The sequence below is a fragment of the Marinococcus salis genome (genome assembly GCF_054971365.1).
The window spans coordinates 121388-140692 of the sequence record NZ_JBQOJB010000007.1 but is presented as its reverse complement, the minus strand read 5'-3'; the positions used below and the strand labels follow the sequence as shown (position 1 = coordinate 140692).

General features: G+C 50.7%; 17 protein-coding genes. 5 read left to right on the top strand and 12 right to left on the bottom strand.

Going from position 1 to position 19305, the window contains the following annotated elements; translation table 11 throughout:
* Positions 1-252 precede the first annotated feature (252 nt).
* Entirely contained in the window at positions 253-1254 is a 1002-nt protein-coding gene (gene iolC, locus ACTTK6_RS08775) for a 5-dehydro-2-deoxygluconokinase (protein ID WP_462833213.1), read from the bottom strand.
* 258 nt (positions 1255-1512) lie between these two features.
* On the opposite strand from iolC, the gene iolG reads away from it, so the two are divergent.
* From iolG to ACTTK6_RS08760, 3 genes are all read left to right on the top strand, one after another.
* On the top strand, positions 1513-2538 hold the full coding sequence (gene iolG / locus ACTTK6_RS08770; RefSeq protein WP_462833212.1) for an inositol 2-dehydrogenase: 1026 nt from the start codon (positions 1513-1515) through the stop codon (positions 2536-2538).
* Between the two features lie 15 nt (positions 2539-2553).
* The gene (gene iolB / locus ACTTK6_RS08765; RefSeq protein WP_462833211.1) at positions 2554-3351 is read left to right on the top strand and encodes a 5-deoxy-glucuronate isomerase; all 798 of its coding nucleotides are present in this window, start codon (positions 2554-2556) and stop codon (positions 3349-3351) included.
* Positions 3352-3450: 99 nt separating this feature from the next.
* A complete protein-coding gene (locus ACTTK6_RS08760) occupies positions 3451-3603 on the top strand; it encodes a hypothetical protein (protein ID WP_179124021.1) in 153 nt (50 codons plus the stop codon).
* A 19-nt stretch (positions 3604-3622) separates the two neighbouring features.
* On the opposite strand, the gene allB is transcribed toward ACTTK6_RS08760, so the two are convergent.
* From allB to ACTTK6_RS08710, 10 genes are all read right to left on the bottom strand, one after another.
* Entirely contained in the window at positions 3623-4957 is a 1335-nt protein-coding gene (allB, locus tag ACTTK6_RS08755; RefSeq protein WP_462833210.1) for an allantoinase AllB, read from the bottom strand.
* Positions 4958-4972: 15 nt separating this feature from the next.
* Positions 4973-6226 (bottom strand): pyridoxal-phosphate-dependent aminotransferase family protein, encoded by a 1254-nt coding sequence (locus ACTTK6_RS08750; RefSeq protein WP_462833209.1) that lies wholly within the window; start codon positions 6224-6226, stop codon positions 4973-4975.
* A gap of 14 nt (positions 6227-6240) precedes the next feature.
* Positions 6241-7482 (bottom strand): allantoate deiminase, encoded by a 1242-nt coding sequence (gene allC, locus ACTTK6_RS08745; RefSeq protein ID WP_462833208.1) that lies wholly within the window; start codon positions 7480-7482, stop codon positions 6241-6243.
* Between the two features lie 27 nt (positions 7483-7509).
* Positions 7510-7860, bottom strand: a complete 351-nt coding sequence (uraH, locus tag ACTTK6_RS08740; protein WP_462833207.1) for a hydroxyisourate hydrolase — start codon at positions 7858-7860, stop codon at positions 7510-7512.
* Complete coding sequence (pucL, locus tag ACTTK6_RS08735) at positions 7861-9438, bottom strand: factor-independent urate hydroxylase (protein WP_462833206.1); 1578 nt, start codon at positions 9436-9438, stop codon at positions 7861-7863.
* 14 nt (positions 9439-9452) lie between these two features.
* Positions 9453-10763, bottom strand: coding sequence for a nucleobase:cation symporter-2 family protein (locus ACTTK6_RS08730; RefSeq protein WP_462833205.1), 1311 nt, complete (start codon positions 10761-10763; stop codon positions 9453-9455).
* A gap of 157 nt (positions 10764-10920) precedes the next feature.
* Entirely contained in the window at positions 10921-12540 is a 1620-nt protein-coding gene (locus ACTTK6_RS08725) for a PucR family transcriptional regulator (protein WP_158219089.1), read from the bottom strand.
* Positions 12541-12686: 146 nt separating this feature from the next.
* A complete protein-coding gene (locus tag ACTTK6_RS08720) occupies positions 12687-13295 on the bottom strand; it encodes a TetR/AcrR family transcriptional regulator (RefSeq protein WP_462833204.1) in 609 nt (202 codons plus the stop codon).
* A gap of 28 nt (positions 13296-13323) precedes the next feature.
* Complete coding sequence (locus tag ACTTK6_RS08715; protein ID WP_462833203.1) at positions 13324-14937, bottom strand: ABC transporter permease; 1614 nt, start codon at positions 14935-14937, stop codon at positions 13324-13326.
* The gene (locus ACTTK6_RS08710) at positions 14934-15833 is read right to left on the bottom strand and encodes an ABC transporter ATP-binding protein (protein ID WP_094908137.1); all 900 of its coding nucleotides are present in this window, start codon (positions 15831-15833) and stop codon (positions 14934-14936) included. The genes ACTTK6_RS08715 and ACTTK6_RS08710 overlap by 4 nt, the downstream gene beginning before the upstream one ends.
* Before the next feature lie 166 nt (positions 15834-15999).
* On the opposite strand from ACTTK6_RS08710, the gene uvsE reads away from it, so the two are divergent.
* Positions 16000-16959, top strand: a complete 960-nt coding sequence (uvsE, locus tag ACTTK6_RS08705) for a UV DNA damage repair endonuclease UvsE (RefSeq protein WP_462833218.1) — start codon at positions 16000-16002, stop codon at positions 16957-16959.
* A gap of 36 nt (positions 16960-16995) precedes the next feature.
* Here uvsE and ACTTK6_RS08700 read toward each other — a convergent pair whose 3' ends face one another.
* Entirely contained in the window at positions 16996-17970 is a 975-nt protein-coding gene (locus tag ACTTK6_RS08700) for an NAD(P)H-quinone oxidoreductase (protein WP_462833202.1), read from the bottom strand.
* A gap of 195 nt (positions 17971-18165) precedes the next feature.
* Here ACTTK6_RS08700 and ACTTK6_RS08695 point away from each other — a divergent pair, with 195 nt between their 5' ends.
* Complete coding sequence (locus ACTTK6_RS08695; RefSeq protein WP_462833201.1) at positions 18166-19257, top strand: nitric oxide synthase oxygenase; 1092 nt, start codon at positions 18166-18168, stop codon at positions 19255-19257.
* Positions 19258-19305 lie beyond the last annotated feature (48 nt).

Genomic DNA, 19305 nt, shown 5'->3' with positions numbered 1-19305 from the left:
GCTTTCGACGCCTCCACGGCCTCGTTCACTTCGTCCTTCGAGGAAAGCGGGACGCGGGCGATCACCTCACTGGTGGCCGGATTGTACACCTGGTCCGTGGCGGACCGGGAGGTCACCCATTGGCCGCCGATAAAATTTTTTAAGGTCGTTACTGCTTGTTCCTGCATATCTTCATCGTCCTTTCTATATAAACGGATTGTAGAATTGCTTTTTGAAGTATTTCATATGATTATACCTGAGCACCCTGCCTTCTTAAGACTTTATGGTGCCTTTTCTCACACTTTCATCAATAAATTCCTGTACTTCTTCTGCGTTCGGCATTGCTTCTGAGCAGCTGTGCCGGGAAATGACAATGGCTGCGGACGCTCCGCCAAAATCCATCGCCCGATTAACTTCCCACCCCTGCATCAGACCGTAAACAAAGGAGGAGGCGTAGGCATCTCCGGCCCCGAACGTTTTCAGCACTTCGGTTTCAAAGGTTTTCCCGGTGAAATAGTCTCCGTCCTTCGTGTAGGCAAATGAACCTTCGGCCCCGTGTTTAATCAGCACAATTTCTGCCGAATGGTTAAACCATTTTGCAGCGGTCTTATCGTCGCTGCCATCCATTTCGGACTCCATATTTTCCATCATATTAAACTCGTCTCTTGTGCCAATAATTAGATGGCTTTTTTCAGCCAGCAGGTTGTAGTACGTGGCGGTTTCTTCCTTGGATTTCCACGTTGCCGGGCGAAAGTCAATATCAAACAGCACCTTCGTTCCGTGCTTGTGCGCATATTCTGCCGCCAGGAAGACCGCTTCCCGGGAAGGGCTCGCAGCAAGCGCCGTACCGGAAAACATGACCGCGGATGTATTTTTAATGTATTCCTCGGAAATTTCGAGCGGACTGATTTTCAAGTCCGCCACGTTGTCTCTGTACAGTAGTATGCTGCAGTCCTCCGGACTGATGATTTCCGTGAAGGCAAGCCCGGTGACCGCCCCCGTATTGTCTGTTTTTACATTTTCCGTATTAATGTTGTTTTTTTCAAAGTAGCTGCGAATAAAATTACCCATCTGATCGTCTGCTACCTTGCCGATGAAGCCGGTGCTAAGGCCCAGTCTCGAGGCTCCAATCGTAATGTTGGCCGGAGAGCCTCCCACATATTTCGTAAACGTCCGCGTTTCTTCCATCGGACGGTTGATTTCGTTCGCGTTCATGTCAATCGTCAGCCGGCCCATGCCAACCAGATCCCTTGAACGGTTTTTTGGAAATTCCATTAAAACATAACCACCCTTCGTTGTTTTAATCGATTTATGGTTAAGCGCTTTCCTACTCTATACGTTTGATTCTAAAGAAAGCGCATTCAGATGTAAAGTATTTTTTTGATTTTTCTTTAATTTACATTTAGAGGCATACGACTGCTGTATGTTTTCTGAGAAATCTCATTCTTTGATTGATGTAAGCGATTCATTAATGTATAATTCACATTAAAGTTAAGCGCTTTCTTCAAACTACATTTTATGGGGGCCCCGCATATGGTTAATATAGGTGTTATCGGCGCCGGCCGCATCGGCCGGCTGCACATTGAAAATCTTCACCTCCTTCCTGCCACTGTCCTCCGGGCAGTCGCAGATATCAACACCTCTGCTCTTAAAACAATTGAGCAGGCTTTCTCTCCGCAATATGTAACTTCCAGTGCCGAGGATATTCTTCATGACCCTGAAATTGATGCCGTTCTCATATGCGCTGCCACCTCAGAGCATATTTCTCTGATTGATAAGGCCATTCAAAACAAGAAACACATTTTTTGCGAAAAGCCAATCAGCTTTGACATTAAAGAATCACGCCGGGTCGTCAAGGCGGCCAAAGAAGCAGGGCTCGTGTTTCAGATTGGCTTCAACCGCCGTTTTGACCCTTCCTTCCAGCAGGTGCGGATGATGCGGCTTAACGGCCAGGTTGGCACGCCTGAAATGCTGCAGATCATTTCACGCGATCCTTCCCCGCCTCCAATGGAATATGTGGCAACATCCGGTGGGTTGTTCGTGGATATGACCATTCACGACTTTGATATGGCACGCTATATTATGGGAGAAAATATTGCAGCGATTTCCGTGCACGGCGGTGCGCTGATCGACAAACGGTTCAATGATTACGGTGACATTGATACGGCTGTTATTTCTTTAACGTTTGAGAGCGGGGCCGTCGGCGTGATTGAAAACAGCCGGCGCGCGGTCTACGGCTATGACCAGCGTCTTGAGCTGTTTGGCTCCAATGGGGCAGCCACGGTGCCAAACCAGCCGACCCATCAAGTGGAATGGTGGCAGGACGATTTTATTAAATCGGAAAAGCCGGTGCACTTTTTTCTGGAACGGTATCAGACAGCGTTCGAGCGCGAGATTGCGATGTTTACTGAATCCGTGCAGTCCGGCACTCCGGCTGTCTGCACCGGTGATGACGGCATTGCCGCCCAGACGGCTGCCCTGGCTGCAGCACAGGCCTGGAAAGAAAAGAAAACCGTATATATTGCTGATGTAGAATCCGAAACAATTGAAATCTCTTAGAAAGGAAGTTTATGTATGCCAAATTTAGTTGTAAAACCAGACATCACTGCACAAAAAATTCACGACGTCACCCCGGAAAGCGCCGGCTGGAAATATGTCGGCTTCCAGGTGTACCGTGTGCAGGAGGGTGAAAGCATTCAGGCTGACACTGGCGATAACGAAGCATGCCTCGTGCTTTTGAGCGGCAAGGCAGACGTCCAGACTAACAATGACTCCTTTGAAAATCTTGGAAAACGCATGAGCGTGTTCGAAAAAATTCCGCCGTATTCCGTATATGTCCCGGCTAAGGACCGCTTTGAAGTAAAGGCGAATACAGATATTGAACTCGCCGTCTGTAAGGCCCCGGCAACCGGAAAGTATAACGCCCGCCTGATCGGCCCGAATGATGTAGGAACAGAAGACCGCGGCTCCGGCTCGATGTCCCGGAGAGTGCATAATATCCTTCCGGACTCTGAAGAAGCCGAGAGCGTGCTGGTGGTGGAGGTATATACGCCGGAAGGGAACTGGTCGAGCTACCCGCCACACAAACACGATACTGAAAACCTTCCGCACGAGTCCTATCTCGAAGAAACGTATTTTCATAAAGTGGACCCCGAAGAAGGCGGATTCCTGATTCATCGCGTTTACGATGATCCGAGGGACCTTGATGAAACGATGGTAGTAAACAGCAACGATGTCGTGATGGTGCCCAAAGGCTACCACCCGGTGGCTGCTCCGGCAGGCTACCAGGCTTATTATTTGAATGTAATGGCCGGACCGGTGCGCAAGTGGAAGTTCCATAATGACCCGGATCACGAGTGGCTGTTGAAATAAGCTTTTCCGCTTCCAAATGAACATTTATTTGGAAGCTTACTTTTGGGCAAATAAGGATATATACTATACAACGATTGTTTCATGGAAAGGAGTGTTCAGATGGCTTTTCAAAAGCTCGCACGTACGATTTTAAAGGCAAACCGTGTTTCCGGTGATGTAAAGGCAGCCAAAAACGGCTCCCTGGGAAAACGCCTTGCGCGCCGCTCCGCCAACCGTGCAGCACGTAAATTCATTAACCGCCTTCTGCGCTGAAAAAGTGGCTGCCGGATTATTATTCCTGCAGCCACTTTCCTTTTCTGTTTGTAAATGTCTCAGTTTTTCCGTTATAAATTTCCAGGCCCCGCTGCCATACCGAATGGATCCGGTACGGAAAACGATGTCCTTCAAACAAGCTGTGTTTATGACGCATATGCATCGTTTCGCGCCCTACTGTCGTTTCTTCATGAAGATCGACCAGCACAAGGTCTGCATCCTTCCCTTCTTCGAGGCTCCCTTTCTTATGCAGGCCAAAACGCTCCGCGGGCTTCTTTGCGGTCCAAGCTGCTGCCTGTTCCCACGGCAGGCCGTGCTTCGCCGTGAGCTCGAGCACGCTTAACAGCGTGTACGGGCCACTCGAAATACCTCCCCACGCTTGCCACAGTCCACCTTCCTTCAACTTCACCGGACACGGGGAATGATCGGAGGTCACCATATCTATGTCTCCCTGCTTCCACCTGGACACCAGTTCCTGCTGCACCGGGGCCTCCCGTAATGGCGGCGCGCATTTTGCTTCAGCCCCGTGCGTTCGCAGCGCTTCGTGGTCAAACATCAAATAGTGGGCACAGGTTTCGAGCGTCACGTCCTGCCCGGCTGCTCTCGCACGTTGAATCACCTCCACCGCCTCAGCAGAGCTGATATGCACGAAGTGCAGCGGACAGCCTGTCTGCTTCGCAAAAACAAGGGCACGTTGCACTGCTTCAAGCTCTGCTTCTACCGGCCTCGAGGCTAAATAATCATCCGCTTCCGTACGCCCCTCTTCCTCAAGCTGCCGGCTGAGCACACTCACTACCGGTGCACTTTCTGCATGAAGGCCAAGTATCCCGCCGTGTTCCGCGATTACCTGCATTCCCTGGAAGAGCGTTTCATCATCCGCCCGTTCAAACTCCGGGTTGCCGCTCGGCGACATGAAGGCCTTAAACGCACGTATCCCCTGTGCTGCCATAGCTGGAATATGCTCTATTCCGCCAGGCACCAGCCCGCCCCAAAGCCCAAAATCCAAAATAGATTTCTTCTGGCCGAGAGCTGCTTTTTCTTCTGCGTTTTCGGTGGTGATTGTAGAAGGAATACCGTTTAACGGCATATCCATATAAGTAGTAATGCCACCCGCTGCAAGCATCCGGGATCCTGTTTCAAAGCCTTCCCAGTCCCGCCCAGGCTCACTGAAATGAACGTGAATATCCACCGCTCCCGGCATTACGAGCATTCCATCAGCGTCTACTACGCTTTGTGCTTTGGCTTCATCAAAAACGCCATAGGCTGCTATTTTTCCGTCCGTGACCGCCACTGTGGTTGCTTCTGTCCCACCGGGGCGGACGACGGTTCCATTTTTAATCAGCAGATCATACATTTCTTAAGTGTCCCCCTATACTTCAGCCGCTGCTTTTGCATCTTCTTCCTGCATGTAAAAGGAGAGCGCTGCCTGCTGGGAAGTGCCGGGGTTTACCGGGGCTCCGGCGTATAAAAGCACGGATTCGAGTGCTCCGAGCACGGCCAGGACATTTTCCTTCCGGCAGCTATAGCCCATGGAGCCGATGCGCCAGATTTTCCCGTGCAAAGGTCCGAAGGACGAAGCAATTTCAATTCCAAACTGACCGAGCAGTATTTTGCGTACCTCATCTGCATCAATGTCTTCCGGCACGTTGATGCAGGTGACGACTGGAAGCTTCGACTCACCTTCTACAAATAGCGACAGACCCATTGCTTTTAAACCAGCCGTCAGCGCTTCCTCGTGATAGCGGTGCCGGGCGAAACGGGCCTCAAGCCCTTCGTTGACGATCAGCCTTGCGCCTTCATGAAGCGCATAAACCATCGACGTTGCTTCGGTATGGTGATTCAAACGGCGCGGGCCCCAGTAGTCCTGCAGTTGGCTCAGATCAAAATAATTACTCCGGATCATCGGTGCCTCCGGCTGTTTATCCGCTTCTGTCGCAATTCCCCGCTCCACTTTTTTACGTGCCTGAAAGCGGCGCCCGAGACGCTCATTGTACGTAAGCGGAGCCATTCCGGATGGGACGCTGAAGCATTTCTGTGTACCGCCGATGACCGCATCGAGACACCATTCATCTGTTTTAACCGGCACTCCGCCGATCGTTGCCACTGCATCCACCACAATATAGATTCCGCGTGCCCGGCAGGCGTGCCCGATTTCTTTAAGAGGCTGAATGCAGCCAGTCGACGTTTCGCCGTGCACCATCGCGACGATATCCGGCTGCACTCGATCCATTTCCTCGATGATTTCTTCCGGGGAAAAGACCGTGCCCCATTCCTTTTCAAGCGTGTGGATCTCTGCGCCGTACCGTTCGGCGATCTCGGTCAATAAATAACCGAACCGACCGTAAATAGGCACGAGCACGCTGTCCCCCGGGTGGATCGCGCTCGCAAGCACTGCTTCAATACCAGAACGGGAAGTGCCGTCCACCGGAAAGGCCCATTCATTTTCGGTTTGAAAGATGCGGCGCAACAGTGCCATCGTTTCATTCATAATATTTGTAAAAGCCGGGTCAAACTGTCCGACCACCGGGGTGCTCATGGCACGGAGCACTCGGGGATCTGCCTCCACCGGGCCCGGAGTCATGATCGTGCGGAGCGGCGGCTGGATTTCGTGATGATAGTCCATACTTACTCTCCTTTCTAATACGCTAAACGAAACAGGGTTTCTTCAAGCACTTTTACTCCCTGCTCTAAATCACTGGATTTGGTATATTCCTTTGGCGAATGACTTACACCGGCTTCGCTTGGCACAAACAACAGCGCGGTCGGATAATAGCTGCCCATGACCTGGGCATCGTGCCCGGCCCCGCTAATCATCAGCCGGGAGGGAATATGAAGGCTTTCAGCAGCTTTGTACATCGTTTCATATACATCTTTGCTCATCGGCACCGGCTCCACTTCCATCCAGCAATCTGAAGAAACTGTCATGCCAAACGATTCTCCCGTGGTGGTATACATTTGTTCAAGCTCCCGTTCAAATTCATCGAGCAGCGTATTGCTGTGATGACGGACATCCAGGCTGAAAACGACTTTAGAAGCGATCACGTTCGGTACATTTGGCGTAATTTCCATTTTGCCTACCGTGGCCACCATGCTTTCATCTTTCCGCCTGGCCATGGCGGTAATATTTGTAATCAGTTCACTTGATAACACTACTGCATCCTTGCGTTCCGGCATGGGAGTGGTTCCGGCGTGATTGCTTTCTCCTTCCACGGTAATGTGGTACCTGCGCTGCCCGACAATATCTGACACTACTCCCACAGAAGCATTCGACTTTTTCAGTGTGCCTCCCTGCTCTACATGAAGCTCAATGAAGGAGTCTATGTCTTCACGCTTGAGCGGAAGTGATGCCGGGGCTTCAAATTTGCATGCCCGCATCGCCTGGCCGATAGAAATACCGTCTGCATCCTTTAGGGCCTCCGTTTCACCTTCTGGCAGCCTCCCAGTGATATGGCCCGATCCCCAGAACGTGATCGGAAAGCGGCTTCCTTCCTCCTCACAGAAGGATACAATTTCAATGCTCTGTTTCGGCCTCCCGTAAGCCTGCTTTAGCCTTTCTACGGCCAGTACAGCAGCAGCCACGCCGTACGCACCGTCATATTTACCACCGTTTACGACCGAATCAATGTGAGAGCCGGTCATGATGACCCTATCCGTTGTTTCTGTGCCTTCAAAGCGTCCAAATACGTTTCCCACAGCGTCATAGCGGGCTTCAAGGCCCATGGCCTCCATTTTTCCCTTTACTGCTTCCTGTGCCTGCTGCCATGAATCATCGTATAACAGCCTTGTCACACCGCCGTCTTCTGTTTTCCCAAATCCGGACAGCCACTGCAGCAGCTGATCGATTTGATCCTGCATTATGTTTGAAGATTGAACAGCCATACGTTCCCTCCTTGGTCTGGCTCTGGATCAGCTTCCTCTATATGTCTGGTAGCCGTAGGGAGATAACAGGAGCGGAAGGTGATAGGACGTTTCGTCCGCCGAAAGCGTGACGCGGAGAGCCACCGTTTCCAGAAAATGCGGCTCTTCCTTCGTCCATCCTTTTTGCCGGAGATAGTTCCCTGTTTGAAATTCCAACTCGTATGCGGATGTTTGAATATCATCTGCCTGCAGCAGAGGTTCATCCACCCGGCCATCTGTATTGGTGACCCGTTCGGCCTCTTTAATTTTCCGGCTGCCGTCCAGGCGGTACAGCGTTAACGCTATACCAGCGCCTGGGGTTCCGGATGCCAGATCAAGCACATGTGTAGTGAGTCCCATTTATTCCTCTCCCCCGTGGTTCAGGTCTTCCCGGTGTACAGAAAAGCGCTGGAACCCATACGGCCGTCGCGGCTCCGTATAAACCTTGCCATCACTTCCCGGAATGTCTTCGACGACAGTATCCCACGTATGGTTCTGTGATTCGAAGGAAACCTCCTGAAGCTGCGGGAACCGCTCAAGCACTCTGCGCCCGATGTAATAAATCAGCTGTTGAATTGAAGCCGTCTGTGTTTCGTGGAAGACAGCAGCTGCAATATCCTTCACCTGTTCAGCTGCTACGTAGCCCGGGCCGTTCTGGCCAAAGGCCGTCTCCGGTGTTTCATAGGTCCAGCCAATGTTCAAATAAATAAACAGCGGGCGGTTAGAATCTTCGGGGAGCGTCGTATATTCATCCCGGATAAAGCCGACAAATGAATTGTCTACTACTTTAACGAGCTGGACATCCTTTACATAGCTTTCCTGCTCGATAATTTCCGGAGCCCCAAACGAGGTCCGCCCTACTTTCACCATCGCTGCCGTATTTTCGTTATGAGACTTCTTAAATACTACGCCACTTTTGTATCCCGTATTGTCTACGTTCACTTTTTCAAATGGAAGATGGTCGGCGTACACTTCCGCAGTTTCGACATGATCATATTTTTCGAGAAACGCCTCCCCTACATAAGCCAGGAACCCTTCCACTGTAGCTCCCTCGTAGCTGCCCAGATGACGCTGGATAAAGTTTTTCATCGAATCTGTGGCGACGACCATACTGTTATCTCCTTCAGTAAAACTAGGCAGAAAGGCTTCACCGGTGATATTGACAGAAACATTCAGGCCAAAAATGGTATTGTTGGTGCCTTCGTAGGGAGATTCCGGTATTGGCGTGATATCTGTGAAAGGTATGGAGAAGGTCCGGTAGGCAAATACATCGCCTTTGCCGTAGCTCATTGTTCTCCGTTTTTTACTTCCTGTTCTTGTGGCCGTCTGCGATATGCTGGCCGGCTCCGCCGCAAGTGCTGCAGAAGGGCCGCTCTGCTCTCCAGTCCGGACCTCTTCTTTCCCGACTCTATCTTTTGATTCAGTTTTCGTTTCCATCTGTTCTTCTTCAATGATAGCCTCGAGCCGCAAAAGAGCTATTCGGTGAATTTCCCGGACAGCCTGGCGCTCTTCCTCCTCCTGGGAATGCTCCATACGCGTTCGTACTGCCTCTAGGATATCCTCTGTAGTTTTTCCTCTTACCGCCATAATAAACGGCATGCCAAATTTGTCCTGATAACGCTCGTTCCATATACGCAGATCTTCCCGCTGTTCTTCTTCCATTTCCGTTAAACCCGCACTTTCCTGCTCGGAGGTGGATTCTGCACTCATCGGTTTCTGTTCTCCAAGGGAAGGGTGCGCCTGGATCAAGGCCCGCCGGTTTTCTTCTCCGGACGTCATGACTACGCCTGCCATACGCTGATGCAGGTCTTCTACAGATTCCATTGGCCTCACTGGCTCAACTGCTTCAGCCACCCATGGAGAATTTTCATACACTCCTCCGAAAGTGTCGATAAATTCCCGGCGGGATAATTGGTTTACTTGTTCAATAGTTAGCATACACTACTCCTCCTTCAAGCTTTGCTTTGTTTTTCTTCATTATATACATGTTCCCCCTTCCACTGTGTGTTAAATAAGAGATTAATGAAAATTGCGGCTAAACTACCAGTGATAATACCGTCCCCGAAGATAATAGCGAGCCCTTCCGGCAGGCTTGAAAACAGCTCAGGCACTACTGTAGCCCCCAGTGCAAGCGACACAGAGCAGGCAACCACCAGCTGGTTCGACTGTTCGTTAAAATCGACATCGCGGAGCATCTGCAGGCCAGCCACGACAACCATTCCAAACATCACAACGGTCGCTCCGCCAAGCACCGGCGTTGGAATGATGACAACCAGAGCGGCAACCTTCGGAATTAGGCCCAGAACGATCAGCGTCACCGCCGCAGAGAAAATTACGTTTCTCGTTTTTACTTTTGACAGCTCCAGCAGGCCTACATTCTGGGCAAAAGTGCTGTAGGGAAAAGCGTTGAACAAGCCGCCGATAATGACTGCGAGCCCTTCGGAGCGGTAGCCCCGGACCAAATCGTCTTCGTTCAGCTCACGATCTGTGATGCGCGCGACCGCATAGTAAGCGCCGGTCGTTTCAACAACGATTACGCTGCATACAAGGATCATCGTGATAATCGGCCCAATTTCAAATGTCGGCATGCCGAAGTACAGCGGCTGCGGAAAATGGAACCACGAGGCTTCCATCACTTCACCAAAGGGGACCTGCCCCATCACCGCTGCGGCTGCCGTGCCGCCGGCAATTCCGATCAACACTGCGAGCGATCGCATAAACCCGGTAAACATCCGGAATAAAAGAATAATCACCGCAAGTACTCCAACGGATAAAAGCAGATTGAAAAGGGAGCCGAAGTTTTCGCTTCCCTCGCCGCCAGCCATATTTTTAATGCCGGTAGGAATAAGCGAAAGCCCGATAATTGTTACGACTGTGCCGCGGACAATCGGCGGGAACAACTTTTGTAATTTTCCAAAAAATCTAGCGAAGATAACGACAAACAGCCCGGCTGCTAGAATCGATCCGTAAATAGCTGTCACGCCGTAATTGGTGCCAATACTAATCATTGGTGTCACTGCTACAAATGATACCCCGAGCATCACAGGAAGCCCGATACCGATATGTTTTCCCCTCCACAGCTGCAGCAGGGTCGCTATACCACAGGAAAGCAGGTCGATTGCTACTAAGTATGCCAGTTGTTCTGCTGAAAGCTCCAATGCGCGCCCTACGATAAGCGGAACGAGTATCGCTCCGGCGTACATTGCAAGCACATGCTGAAGTCCCAATGAAAAAGTCCGAAGCCCGTTGGTTCCGTTAGCCATGATTAGGTGTTCCTCCTTTTATTGATATCTTACTATCCATCTTATAGGAGGCCCGGACACGATTCATCAGGCGTTTTATATAAAATTTTGAAAAATATTTAGTTATTCTGTCCATAATCTTCAAGAAAGCAACGCCCTCTGCGCAGATTATCTTACATTACTCCGAGGAGAGAACGTTCTGGACCCTTAGCGCCAAGCGCAGCCGCATCGTCGTTTCGGGATTTTTCAATGATACCCCTAAACGCTCCTCGCATTTTTCCAGGCGGTACAGCACCGTATTGCGGTGAATGTAGAGCCGTTTTGCCGTATCAGCCACGTGGCAGTGCGACTCAAGATAGACAGATAACGTCTGCACGAGCCCCTGGTCCTCCTGGCTTCCCTCAGTTAGTTCTTGCAGCACCGAGTGGCTGAACGAGGCCAGTTCTTCGGTAGGCAGCAGGCGGAGCAGCTGGGCGATATCTTTTGTGTAATAGGAGCGGATAAAGCTTCGTTCCCCGGTGAGCTGGCTGTTATACAGGGTGTTTTCTGCCTCTTTGTAGGACCCCGGAATATCAAGAAACGATCTCGCTGTATTTCCAATGCCAAAGGAGATCGAGCGCCCAAAAAACAATTGAATTCCCTCCTGCAGCTGCTCCAGAGCTTCAATCGAAGCTTCTTCTGCTTCTGTCTGCAACTGCTCTACTTCCCATAAAATAACGCACTGTCGCTCTTTTTTAAAAAACCAGGCCGGAGTGCGCCATTTGTCCAATTCGCCTTCAATGTATTCATACATATGATCCATTTCCCGCTGCTGCTGGGTGTAGGTGACTGGAAGCCGCGGCTCGGAATCAAGCATGCCGACTGCGCAGCCGTAATTACGATTGTTGGGAAGACCCATTTCTTCCGCACGGTTTCGGGCTTCTTCGTCGGATGAATAACCTCCATTAATGAAATTTTGAAAAAATTCATCACGGGCTCTTCGTTCATATTGAGCGATGGCGCTCTGTTTCATGCGTTCGAATCCAATAACGTTCACGGCCTGGTCTATGATAAGTACAAGACCGTTATCATAAATAGGAATTTCGCCGCCAATTACCAGGCAGCCGCTGCGCTTTTCGTGCGTTCGCACCGGAAACAGCGTATACGTCCGCCCTGTGTCCCACACGCAAAAGCTGCTGTACGTACTGCCATTTAAAAATAAGTCCTGTTTTGCCCGCCGATGCGCTTCGAGCACTGCCTGTACGCTCTTCATTTCTTCGTCTGCATAGATCGAACGGTCATATGCATCCAGCAGCAGCACTGGAAAGCCTATGTAGTCGCATACTTCTTCAAGAAGTGCTGTCAGGCCTTTTCCATGCATAACATGATCAGTGAGCCGCTGATGAATATTTAACGCTTCGCGCAATTCTCTTGTCCGTACCGAAAGCATATCATTGAGCATATCATTAACCATCGCCCCGAGACCGATGTCTTCCGGCAGGGCAATAATAGGAAACTGCAGTTCATCTGCTTTTTCGATCACGCTCTCTGGCAGCTTCTGCAGAAACCGCTCAATTTTGAGGCCAATGCCCGCGCATCCCACAGCGTCCATCCGCTCGATGAGCAAACTCAATTCTTCGGGACGGTCTTTGTAATGATACCCGGTCGTCACCAGCAGATCGTCCTCCTGCAGATAATCGACAATATCCGGCGCGTCCATCATGTTCACCTGCCGGATCTCCCGGATCTCCCCGTCTTTTCCGGCAAGCAGTGTTGCATCTTTCCAAACCGGGCGCTGCAGCGTTTCTCCTATGTTCACCGTTTCCGCCTCCTTGTGATACATATCCAATCATTTTTAATACGATTGGTTATTTTGTCTTTTACTGTAGCAGAAAAAGTGAACCGGCCGCCAGTGCAAATATCAGCTGTTAAAAAAAGGCCGCCGGGACCCGGCAGCCTTGTCGCTTATCTTTTGACGATACCGTACAAAAACAAATCGTAAAAATGGGTCTGGTATTCTTCAAGCGTCATGCCGCCCTGCACATCCTCCCCCTGCTGAATCCGGTAGGCAATCATCTGCCGAAGCGAGATCGCGTACGACATAAAAAAATCAATATTTATATTTTCCCGAAGAATCCCCTGTGCTTTTGCCACCTCCACCAGCTCCCGGAACACCGGCATGACTATTTTTTCGCCCCGGCTGCTGTAATCGGACAGTACATGCGGATAATCCTGCATTAATTCCGTAAGAAAGCTCGATTGAAAAAACGATTCGTACTCCTTCATATCAAATATCTTCAAAAGCATATCCTCGGTCATCCCGTGCTTTCTGCTTTGCTCAATCAGTGCTTCCATCTTAGCTTTGGATTCCTGCATCACTCCATCGAGCATTTCGCTTAAAATGCCTTCTTTGTCTGTAAAGTATTTATAAAATGTGGCTTTGCTTGTACTGGCTTCCGCGCACAGCTGCCCAATAGTGACCGCTTTTATCCCTTCCTGCAAAAACAGACGGTGCGCGGTTTCGACCAGATCTTCCTTTTTTCTCGTAGACCGTCGTTTTTTGTTATATGTCACTGCTTATTTCCCCATTTCTTTCCTCTCTTTAAATGATCAAATCTCTTTTTCTAATTGTATACATTCCGACGACCGTAAAAACAGCGAATACCGAGAAAAGAATTACCGTCGACCATGCTGTCCAGTCCTCTGCAGGCACGCCCGGGATTTGGGCATATGGCGAAACGTCATTCACCCAATCCGGGAGTTGAAGCAGCGGTCCAATCAACCCGATCAGGGTAAACGCCGTATACACAAGCCACACGAGTGACAGAGCTTTCGGCCACAGGCCCATCAGCAAGGCTGCCAGTCCAATGAATACCCAGACAGCCGGCGTCTGCGCGATAGCAGCGAAAAATACCTTCCACGCGCCTTCTGCGCTGTCAGTGTAGTAGCCGTAAAGCGTTCCGGCGCCGATGCCGCTGATCACGAGCAGCATGAAACTTCCTGTGCAGGAAATGAGGAGATAATCAAGCATCCACCGCGGACGAGGTACAGACTGAACCAGCAAAATTTCTCCCCGGCCGCTCTTTTCCTCCCGGGTCATTCTGGTCATTACCTGCAGAGCATAGCCCGCCGCGAGCATCGCGAGAAATGCCATATAGGTGGCAAATAGTGATTCGGCAAGCGTAGCTCCTTCTGCCTGCACGAGAAATTCTTCCCCAATTGGATTATCTGCAAAGAAGTCAGCAGCTTCTTCACTTACAGCCCCCATCGCCACTCCGTACAGCGCCGCACCGGCTGCCCAGCTAAGAAAAACCCATCGAAACAAAAAGCTCTGCAGCCCAAGCAGGTGCGTTAATCCGCTTCCCGCCCGGGCCTTCCCGCCCTGGACGCGTAAGACCCCGGCTGCGTCGTCCCGGCGGTAGTCTATATACATAGCTGCCGCTGCAAGTAATACAATGCCGCCGGCAAACAAGCCGAGCGGCCACCAGCGCTCATCCACAAAAGCCCGCATCGCCTGACCCCACCCAATTGGAGACATCCACCGCCATGCATCCACCCCGGCTACATCACCAATGGCCCGAAGCAAAAACGCCAGTCCAAGCAATGCAGAACTGATACCGGTTGCCGCTCCGGCACTTTCACTCATTTGTGCCATAAACAGACTGACAGCACCGAATATAATTCCAACGCCAGCGACCCCAAGTCCAAACGCCAACGACCCGTTCCAGCTGAGCCCCTCTATCGTATATGGCGTATATGGCATACCAAAAATCACAACAGCAGCGACAAAAAGATTCGCAAGCACCATCAGCAAAAAAGCGGCAGTGGTTACACTGATCCGGCCCACAACGCCCGCTTTTATAAGCTCAGAAAGTCCGTTCTCTTCTTCTGCCCTTGTGTTGCGGACGATCATGAAGATGCTCATAAATGCAACAGCCACCGCCACGTATAAAAACATTTCATTCGTAATCATCGCGCCGAACGTATAATTCTCAAGGCCGTACCCCGGACCAGCCATTGCCCGCAGAGCCGGACTTTCCAAAAGCAGGGCCCGTCCCTGCCGGTCTTCCTGCGTGGGATACGTTTCCGGAAAGCTCAGAATACTGAGCAGAAACAGCACTGAAATTGAAACGGCCCAAATGGGCAGCCGCACTCTTTCTTTCCGGAGCATTACCAGAAACAGCCTTCCCGTTCCTATGAACATTGACATGTTCATCGTCCTTCCCCTGCCTTCGATTCATAATGGCGAAGAAAAATCTCTTCAAGCGTCGGCGGCCTTGATTCCAATGAAACCACGCCTGCCCCCGCGAGCTCCTGCATGACCGGTGCAAGGCCTTCCGCATCTACATAAAAGTGTACCTTTGCCCCGTCTGCTTCCCACTGGTGGACATCGCTGCGCCCCGGTAAAGACGTCACCGGCTGCTTCGTTTCCGCCGTAATAGAAATACGCGTTAAATGCCGCAGCTCCTCAAGCGTGCCGGTTTCGATAATTTTTCCCTCTTTAATGATACTCACACGGTCACACAGCTCCTCCACCTCTGCGAGTATATGGCTTGAAAGGAGCACCGTTTTTCCTTCCTCCTGCAGCTCCCGCACGCATTCCCGGAAGATGGAAGCCATTAACGGATCCAGGCCCGAGGTCGGCTCGTCAAATATATATAAATCCGCCTCCGAGGCGAATGCTGTAATAAGGGCAAGCTTCTGCCGGTTACCCTTTGAATACGTTTTACTTTTTTTCCGCGGATCAAGCTGAAAACGCTCAATCAGCTGCTGGCGCTTCTCTTCATTAAAATCACCGTGCAGCTTCCCAAGAACATCGATCACCTGGCCGCCGGTTAGATTCGGCCAGACGTTTACGTCACCGGGTACGTAAGCTATCCGTTTATGAATATCTACTGCCTCGGTCCACGCATCTTTGCCAAACAGCTTCACTTCACCGCCGCTTTTTTTCAGCAAGCCAAGCATCACTCGGATCGTCGTAGACTTCCCAGAACCGTTCGGGCCTAAAAATCCTACTGTTTCTCCGCGTCGGATCGTCAAATCCACATGCTCAAGCGCTACGTGCTTGCCAAAATATTTTGAAACACTCTCTAATTTTACCAGCTCATCCATGTTCGCACCCCCTAAATTGAACTTTTTAATCATTATCGTTTAAACTATTTTACTATATTCGTTCAATTAAGTCACGATTATTTAATGGATTTTCTGCTTTGAAGACTACGGCCATAAGTTTTTGGGTATGTGTAACAGAGAAATGAAATTGGAGGCAGTATGTATGATCACTTTACGGCTCGGATACGTCTCCCAGGCTCTGGCTCTCTGGGACGCTTCTCCGGGGAAAACAATGACACTGACGCGTTGGAAAAAAATGGTCCGGCACAGCGGAGAAGAAAAGCTGCGGGAGGTCACTCGTTTAAATCTGGAGCACACCATCCGCATGCTTCATTACAATATCGCCCACGATATTCCTTTGTACCGTTTTTCTTCCTCGCTTGCCCCTCTTGCTACTCATGACGACGCTGCCTGGGATTATATAACCCCTTTTAAAGATTTGTACGGAGAAATCGGCAGACTCGTGCGTGAACACAATATCCGTTCCAGCTTTCATCCGAATCAGTTCACGCTGTTCACAAGCGACAAACCGGAAGTCACTGCCAATGCCGTGCAGGATATGGAGTACCATTACCATATGCTTGAAGCAATGGGGCTGGAACAAAGAGCGTGGATTAACCTGCACGTCGGGGGAGCCTACGGGGATAAAAAAGCGGCAGTAGCGCGTTTTCACGAAAATCTAAAGCAGCTGCCGGAAAAGATTAAAGCACGGATGACACTGGAAAATGATGATAAAACCTACACAGCAGACGACGTGCTCGCTGTCTGTGAACAGGAAAAAATCCCAATGATGTTTGATTATCATCACTTCGAGGCTAATTATTCCGAGAATGAACGTCTAGAGGAGCTGCTGCCCCGATTTATCGATACGTGGGCACATACCGACAGCCGGCCGAAGGTTCATCTTTCCTCGCCGAAATCGTCTGAGGCCTTTCGCAGCCATGCCGATTACGTGGATCCGGAGTTCAATCTTCCGTTTCTGCAGGCCTTAAAGCAGATCGGCGAGCCCATTGACGGGATGATTGAAGCAAAGCAGAAGGACTACGCGCTTCTGCAGCTCGTCCAGGATCTCGCTTCACGTCGGAATGTAACCCGGACCGGCGGGGCAGAGCTCCAGTGGAAATAAAGAGCTAAAAAAAGAGCCTGGACGCAGGCTCTTTTTTTACCATTCCAATATGATTTTTCCAATGTTTTTATTGTCCTGCATATGGCGGTGCGCATCCGCAATCTGTTCAAATGAAAACACCGTGTCGACAATAGGGCGGATGGAGCCGTCCTCAAGAAGCGGCATTGCGTGCTTCACGAAATCCCTGCTCAGCTCGGCTTTATACTCATCGCTCCGCGGCGTAAGCAGCGTCCCGGTCAGCTGCACGCGCTTCATCAGCAGCTTCATCAGGTTTACGTTTGGCACATTTGCCCCGCCAAGCACGCCAATCAACACCCAGCGCCCGTCGGTTTGAATGCTCTTCAGGTTCTGCTCCCAGTAGGAGGCTCCGACAAAGTCCAAAATTACGTTGACGCCCTGATTGTCAGTAGCTGCAAGCACTTCTTCGTCAAAATTCTGTTCTTTATAGTTAATGCGTACTTCTGCGCCGAGCTTTTGGGTAAATTCCAGCTTTTCCGCTGATCCGGCAGTGGTGAGTACACGGGCTGAGGAAAGCCGGCTGGCCAGTTGAATGGCCGCCGTGCCTACACCGCTCCCGCCGGCATGAATTAGGACGGATTCATCCTGATTCAGGTGCCCGATCCAATAAAGCGTCTGGTAGGCCGTTAAGAACACCTCCGGCACGGCGGCTGCTTCGGCATACGTGAATGCTTCCGGGATTCGCATTACCCGGTCAGCCCGCATGACGGCATACTCCGCGTAGCCGCCGCCATTTACCAGCCCCATTACCCGGTCGCCCGGTGAAAAAGGGTTCTCAGTGCCTGCTTCTTCCACCACGCCTGCCACTTCGATGCCGAGCACCGGATTTTCAATATATCCAGCCTTACCTTCCCGGTTTAAAATATCGGTCCGGTTCACAGCTGCTGCTTTTACCTTGATCAGCACCTCATCCATCTCCGGCTTCGGTGCTTCACGGTCCTGAATCTGCAGTACCTCTGGCCCGCCGGTTTCTGTGGTAATTACTGCCTTCATTGTTATCACTCACTTTTCTTCAGTCTTCGCTTACAGTATTCGCTTCCTTAAAGCACGTGTCAACTCACAAGTTTATCTGTCGGTGCTACAGCTATTTATTACCCGGGAAATTGTTTTTGTAAGATTGATTTTTCGATAATAGCAGCTAATACCTTTATACTGAAAAAAAGGCAAAAGCTGAGGTGCAGACAAATAATGACCAATATCAAAGCATTAAAACAGGACGCATACACATTTTTGGAGCAGTATTACCGGGAAACAGACCAGCCCCTGGAAACATTTCAGGCGCGCTGGCAGGAGGTAGAGCAGGAGATTGAAGCCACCGGACATTATGAACATACGTTCGAAGAGCTATCATTCGGAGCGAAGGTCTCCTGGCGCAACAGCAACCGCTGCATCGGGCGGTTCTTCTGGAAAAGCCTGCAGGTTCTTGACTACCGGAACGTGCGTACTGGAGAGGAGGCGGCTGAAGCGCTCCACCACCATATCCGTTACGCAGAAAACGGCGGGAAAATCATTCCCACGATCTCTGTCTTTCCTTCTGTCAAAAACGGGCTGGAGCGGATGCGCATATGGAACTACCAGCTGATCCGCTACGCCGGCTATGAGCAGGACGGGGAAATCATTGGCGACCCGCAGTCCGCTGCTTTCACAAAATACTGTGAATCACTGGGGTGGAAAGGGGCAGAAACATCATTTGACCTTCTTCCCCTGGTTATTCAGGTAAACGAAGGCGTCCCCCAGTGGTTTCCGTTAAAAGCCGAAGAAGTACTCGAAGTTCCGATTACCCATCCGGATAGCAATGCTTTTTCCACACTCAATTTAAAATGGTATGCCGTGCCGATTGTTTCGGATATGAAAATGGAAATCGGCGGTATCACGTATACGGCCGCCCCGTTTAACGGCTGGTACATGGAAACGGAAATTGGCGCCCGGAACCTCGCAGACGAGGAGCGCTACAATATGCTTCCACGGGTTGCAGATGTGCTTGGCATCGACCGGACGTACGCGGGCAGTTTATGGAAGGACCGGGCGCTTGTCGAGTTGAACCGGGCCGTGCTTCATTCGTACAAAAAAGCAGGCGTCAGCATGGTGGATCATCACACGGCCGCTTCGCAGTTTAAACGATTCGAGCACCAGGAACAAAAAGCGGGCCGGGAAGTAACCGGCGACTGGACATGGCTGATTCCGCCGGTATCCCCTGCTGCTACTCATATTTTTCACAGCTCCTACCGCAATATCATGCACACGCCAAACTTCTTTTACCAGCAGCATCCCTATAAATAATGATCTAAGAAGCAGGCAAAGCCTGCCTGCTTCTTTGTATTTTACGTT

Excerpts from the sequence above, each read along its gene's own strand:
- iolC (WP_462833213.1), bottom strand. The coding sequence starts at position 1,254 with ATGGAATTTCCAAAAAACCGTTCAAGGGATCTGGTTGGCATGGGCCGG.
- iolG (WP_462833212.1), top strand. The coding sequence starts at position 1,513 with ATGGTTAATATAGGTGTTATCGGCGCCGGCCGCATCGGCCGGCTGCAC.
- iolB (WP_462833211.1), top strand. The coding sequence starts at position 2,554 with ATGCCAAATTTAGTTGTAAAACCAGACATCACTGCACAAAAAATTCAC.
- ACTTK6_RS08760 (WP_179124021.1), top strand. The coding sequence starts at position 3,451 with ATGGCTTTTCAAAAGCTCGCACGTACGATTTTAAAGGCAAACCGTGTT.
- allB (WP_462833210.1), bottom strand. The coding sequence starts at position 4,957 with ATGTATGATCTGCTGATTAAAAATGGAACCGTCGTCCGCCCCGGTGGG.
- ACTTK6_RS08750 (WP_462833209.1), bottom strand. The coding sequence starts at position 6,226 with ATGGACTATCATCACGAAATCCAGCCGCCGCTCCGCACGATCATGACT.
- allC (WP_462833208.1), bottom strand. The coding sequence starts at position 7,482 with ATGGCTGTTCAATCTTCAAACATAATGCAGGATCAAATCGATCAGCTG.
- uraH (WP_462833207.1), bottom strand. The coding sequence starts at position 7,860 with ATGGGACTCACTACACATGTGCTTGATCTGGCATCCGGAACCCCAGGC.
- pucL (WP_462833206.1), bottom strand. The coding sequence starts at position 9,438 with ATGCTAACTATTGAACAAGTAAACCAATTATCCCGCCGGGAATTTATC.
- ACTTK6_RS08730 (WP_462833205.1), bottom strand. The coding sequence starts at position 10,763 with ATGGCTAACGGAACCAACGGGCTTCGGACTTTTTCATTGGGACTTCAG.
- ACTTK6_RS08715 (WP_462833203.1), bottom strand. The coding sequence starts at position 14,937 with ATGAACATGTCAATGTTCATAGGAACGGGAAGGCTGTTTCTGGTAATG.
- ACTTK6_RS08710 (WP_094908137.1), bottom strand. The coding sequence starts at position 15,833 with ATGGATGAGCTGGTAAAATTAGAGAGTGTTTCAAAATATTTTGGCAAG.
- ACTTK6_RS08700 (WP_462833202.1), bottom strand. The coding sequence starts at position 17,970 with ATGAAGGCAGTAATTACCACAGAAACCGGCGGGCCAGAGGTACTGCAG.
- ACTTK6_RS08695 (WP_462833201.1), top strand. The coding sequence starts at position 18,166 with ATGACCAATATCAAAGCATTAAAACAGGACGCATACACATTTTTGGAG.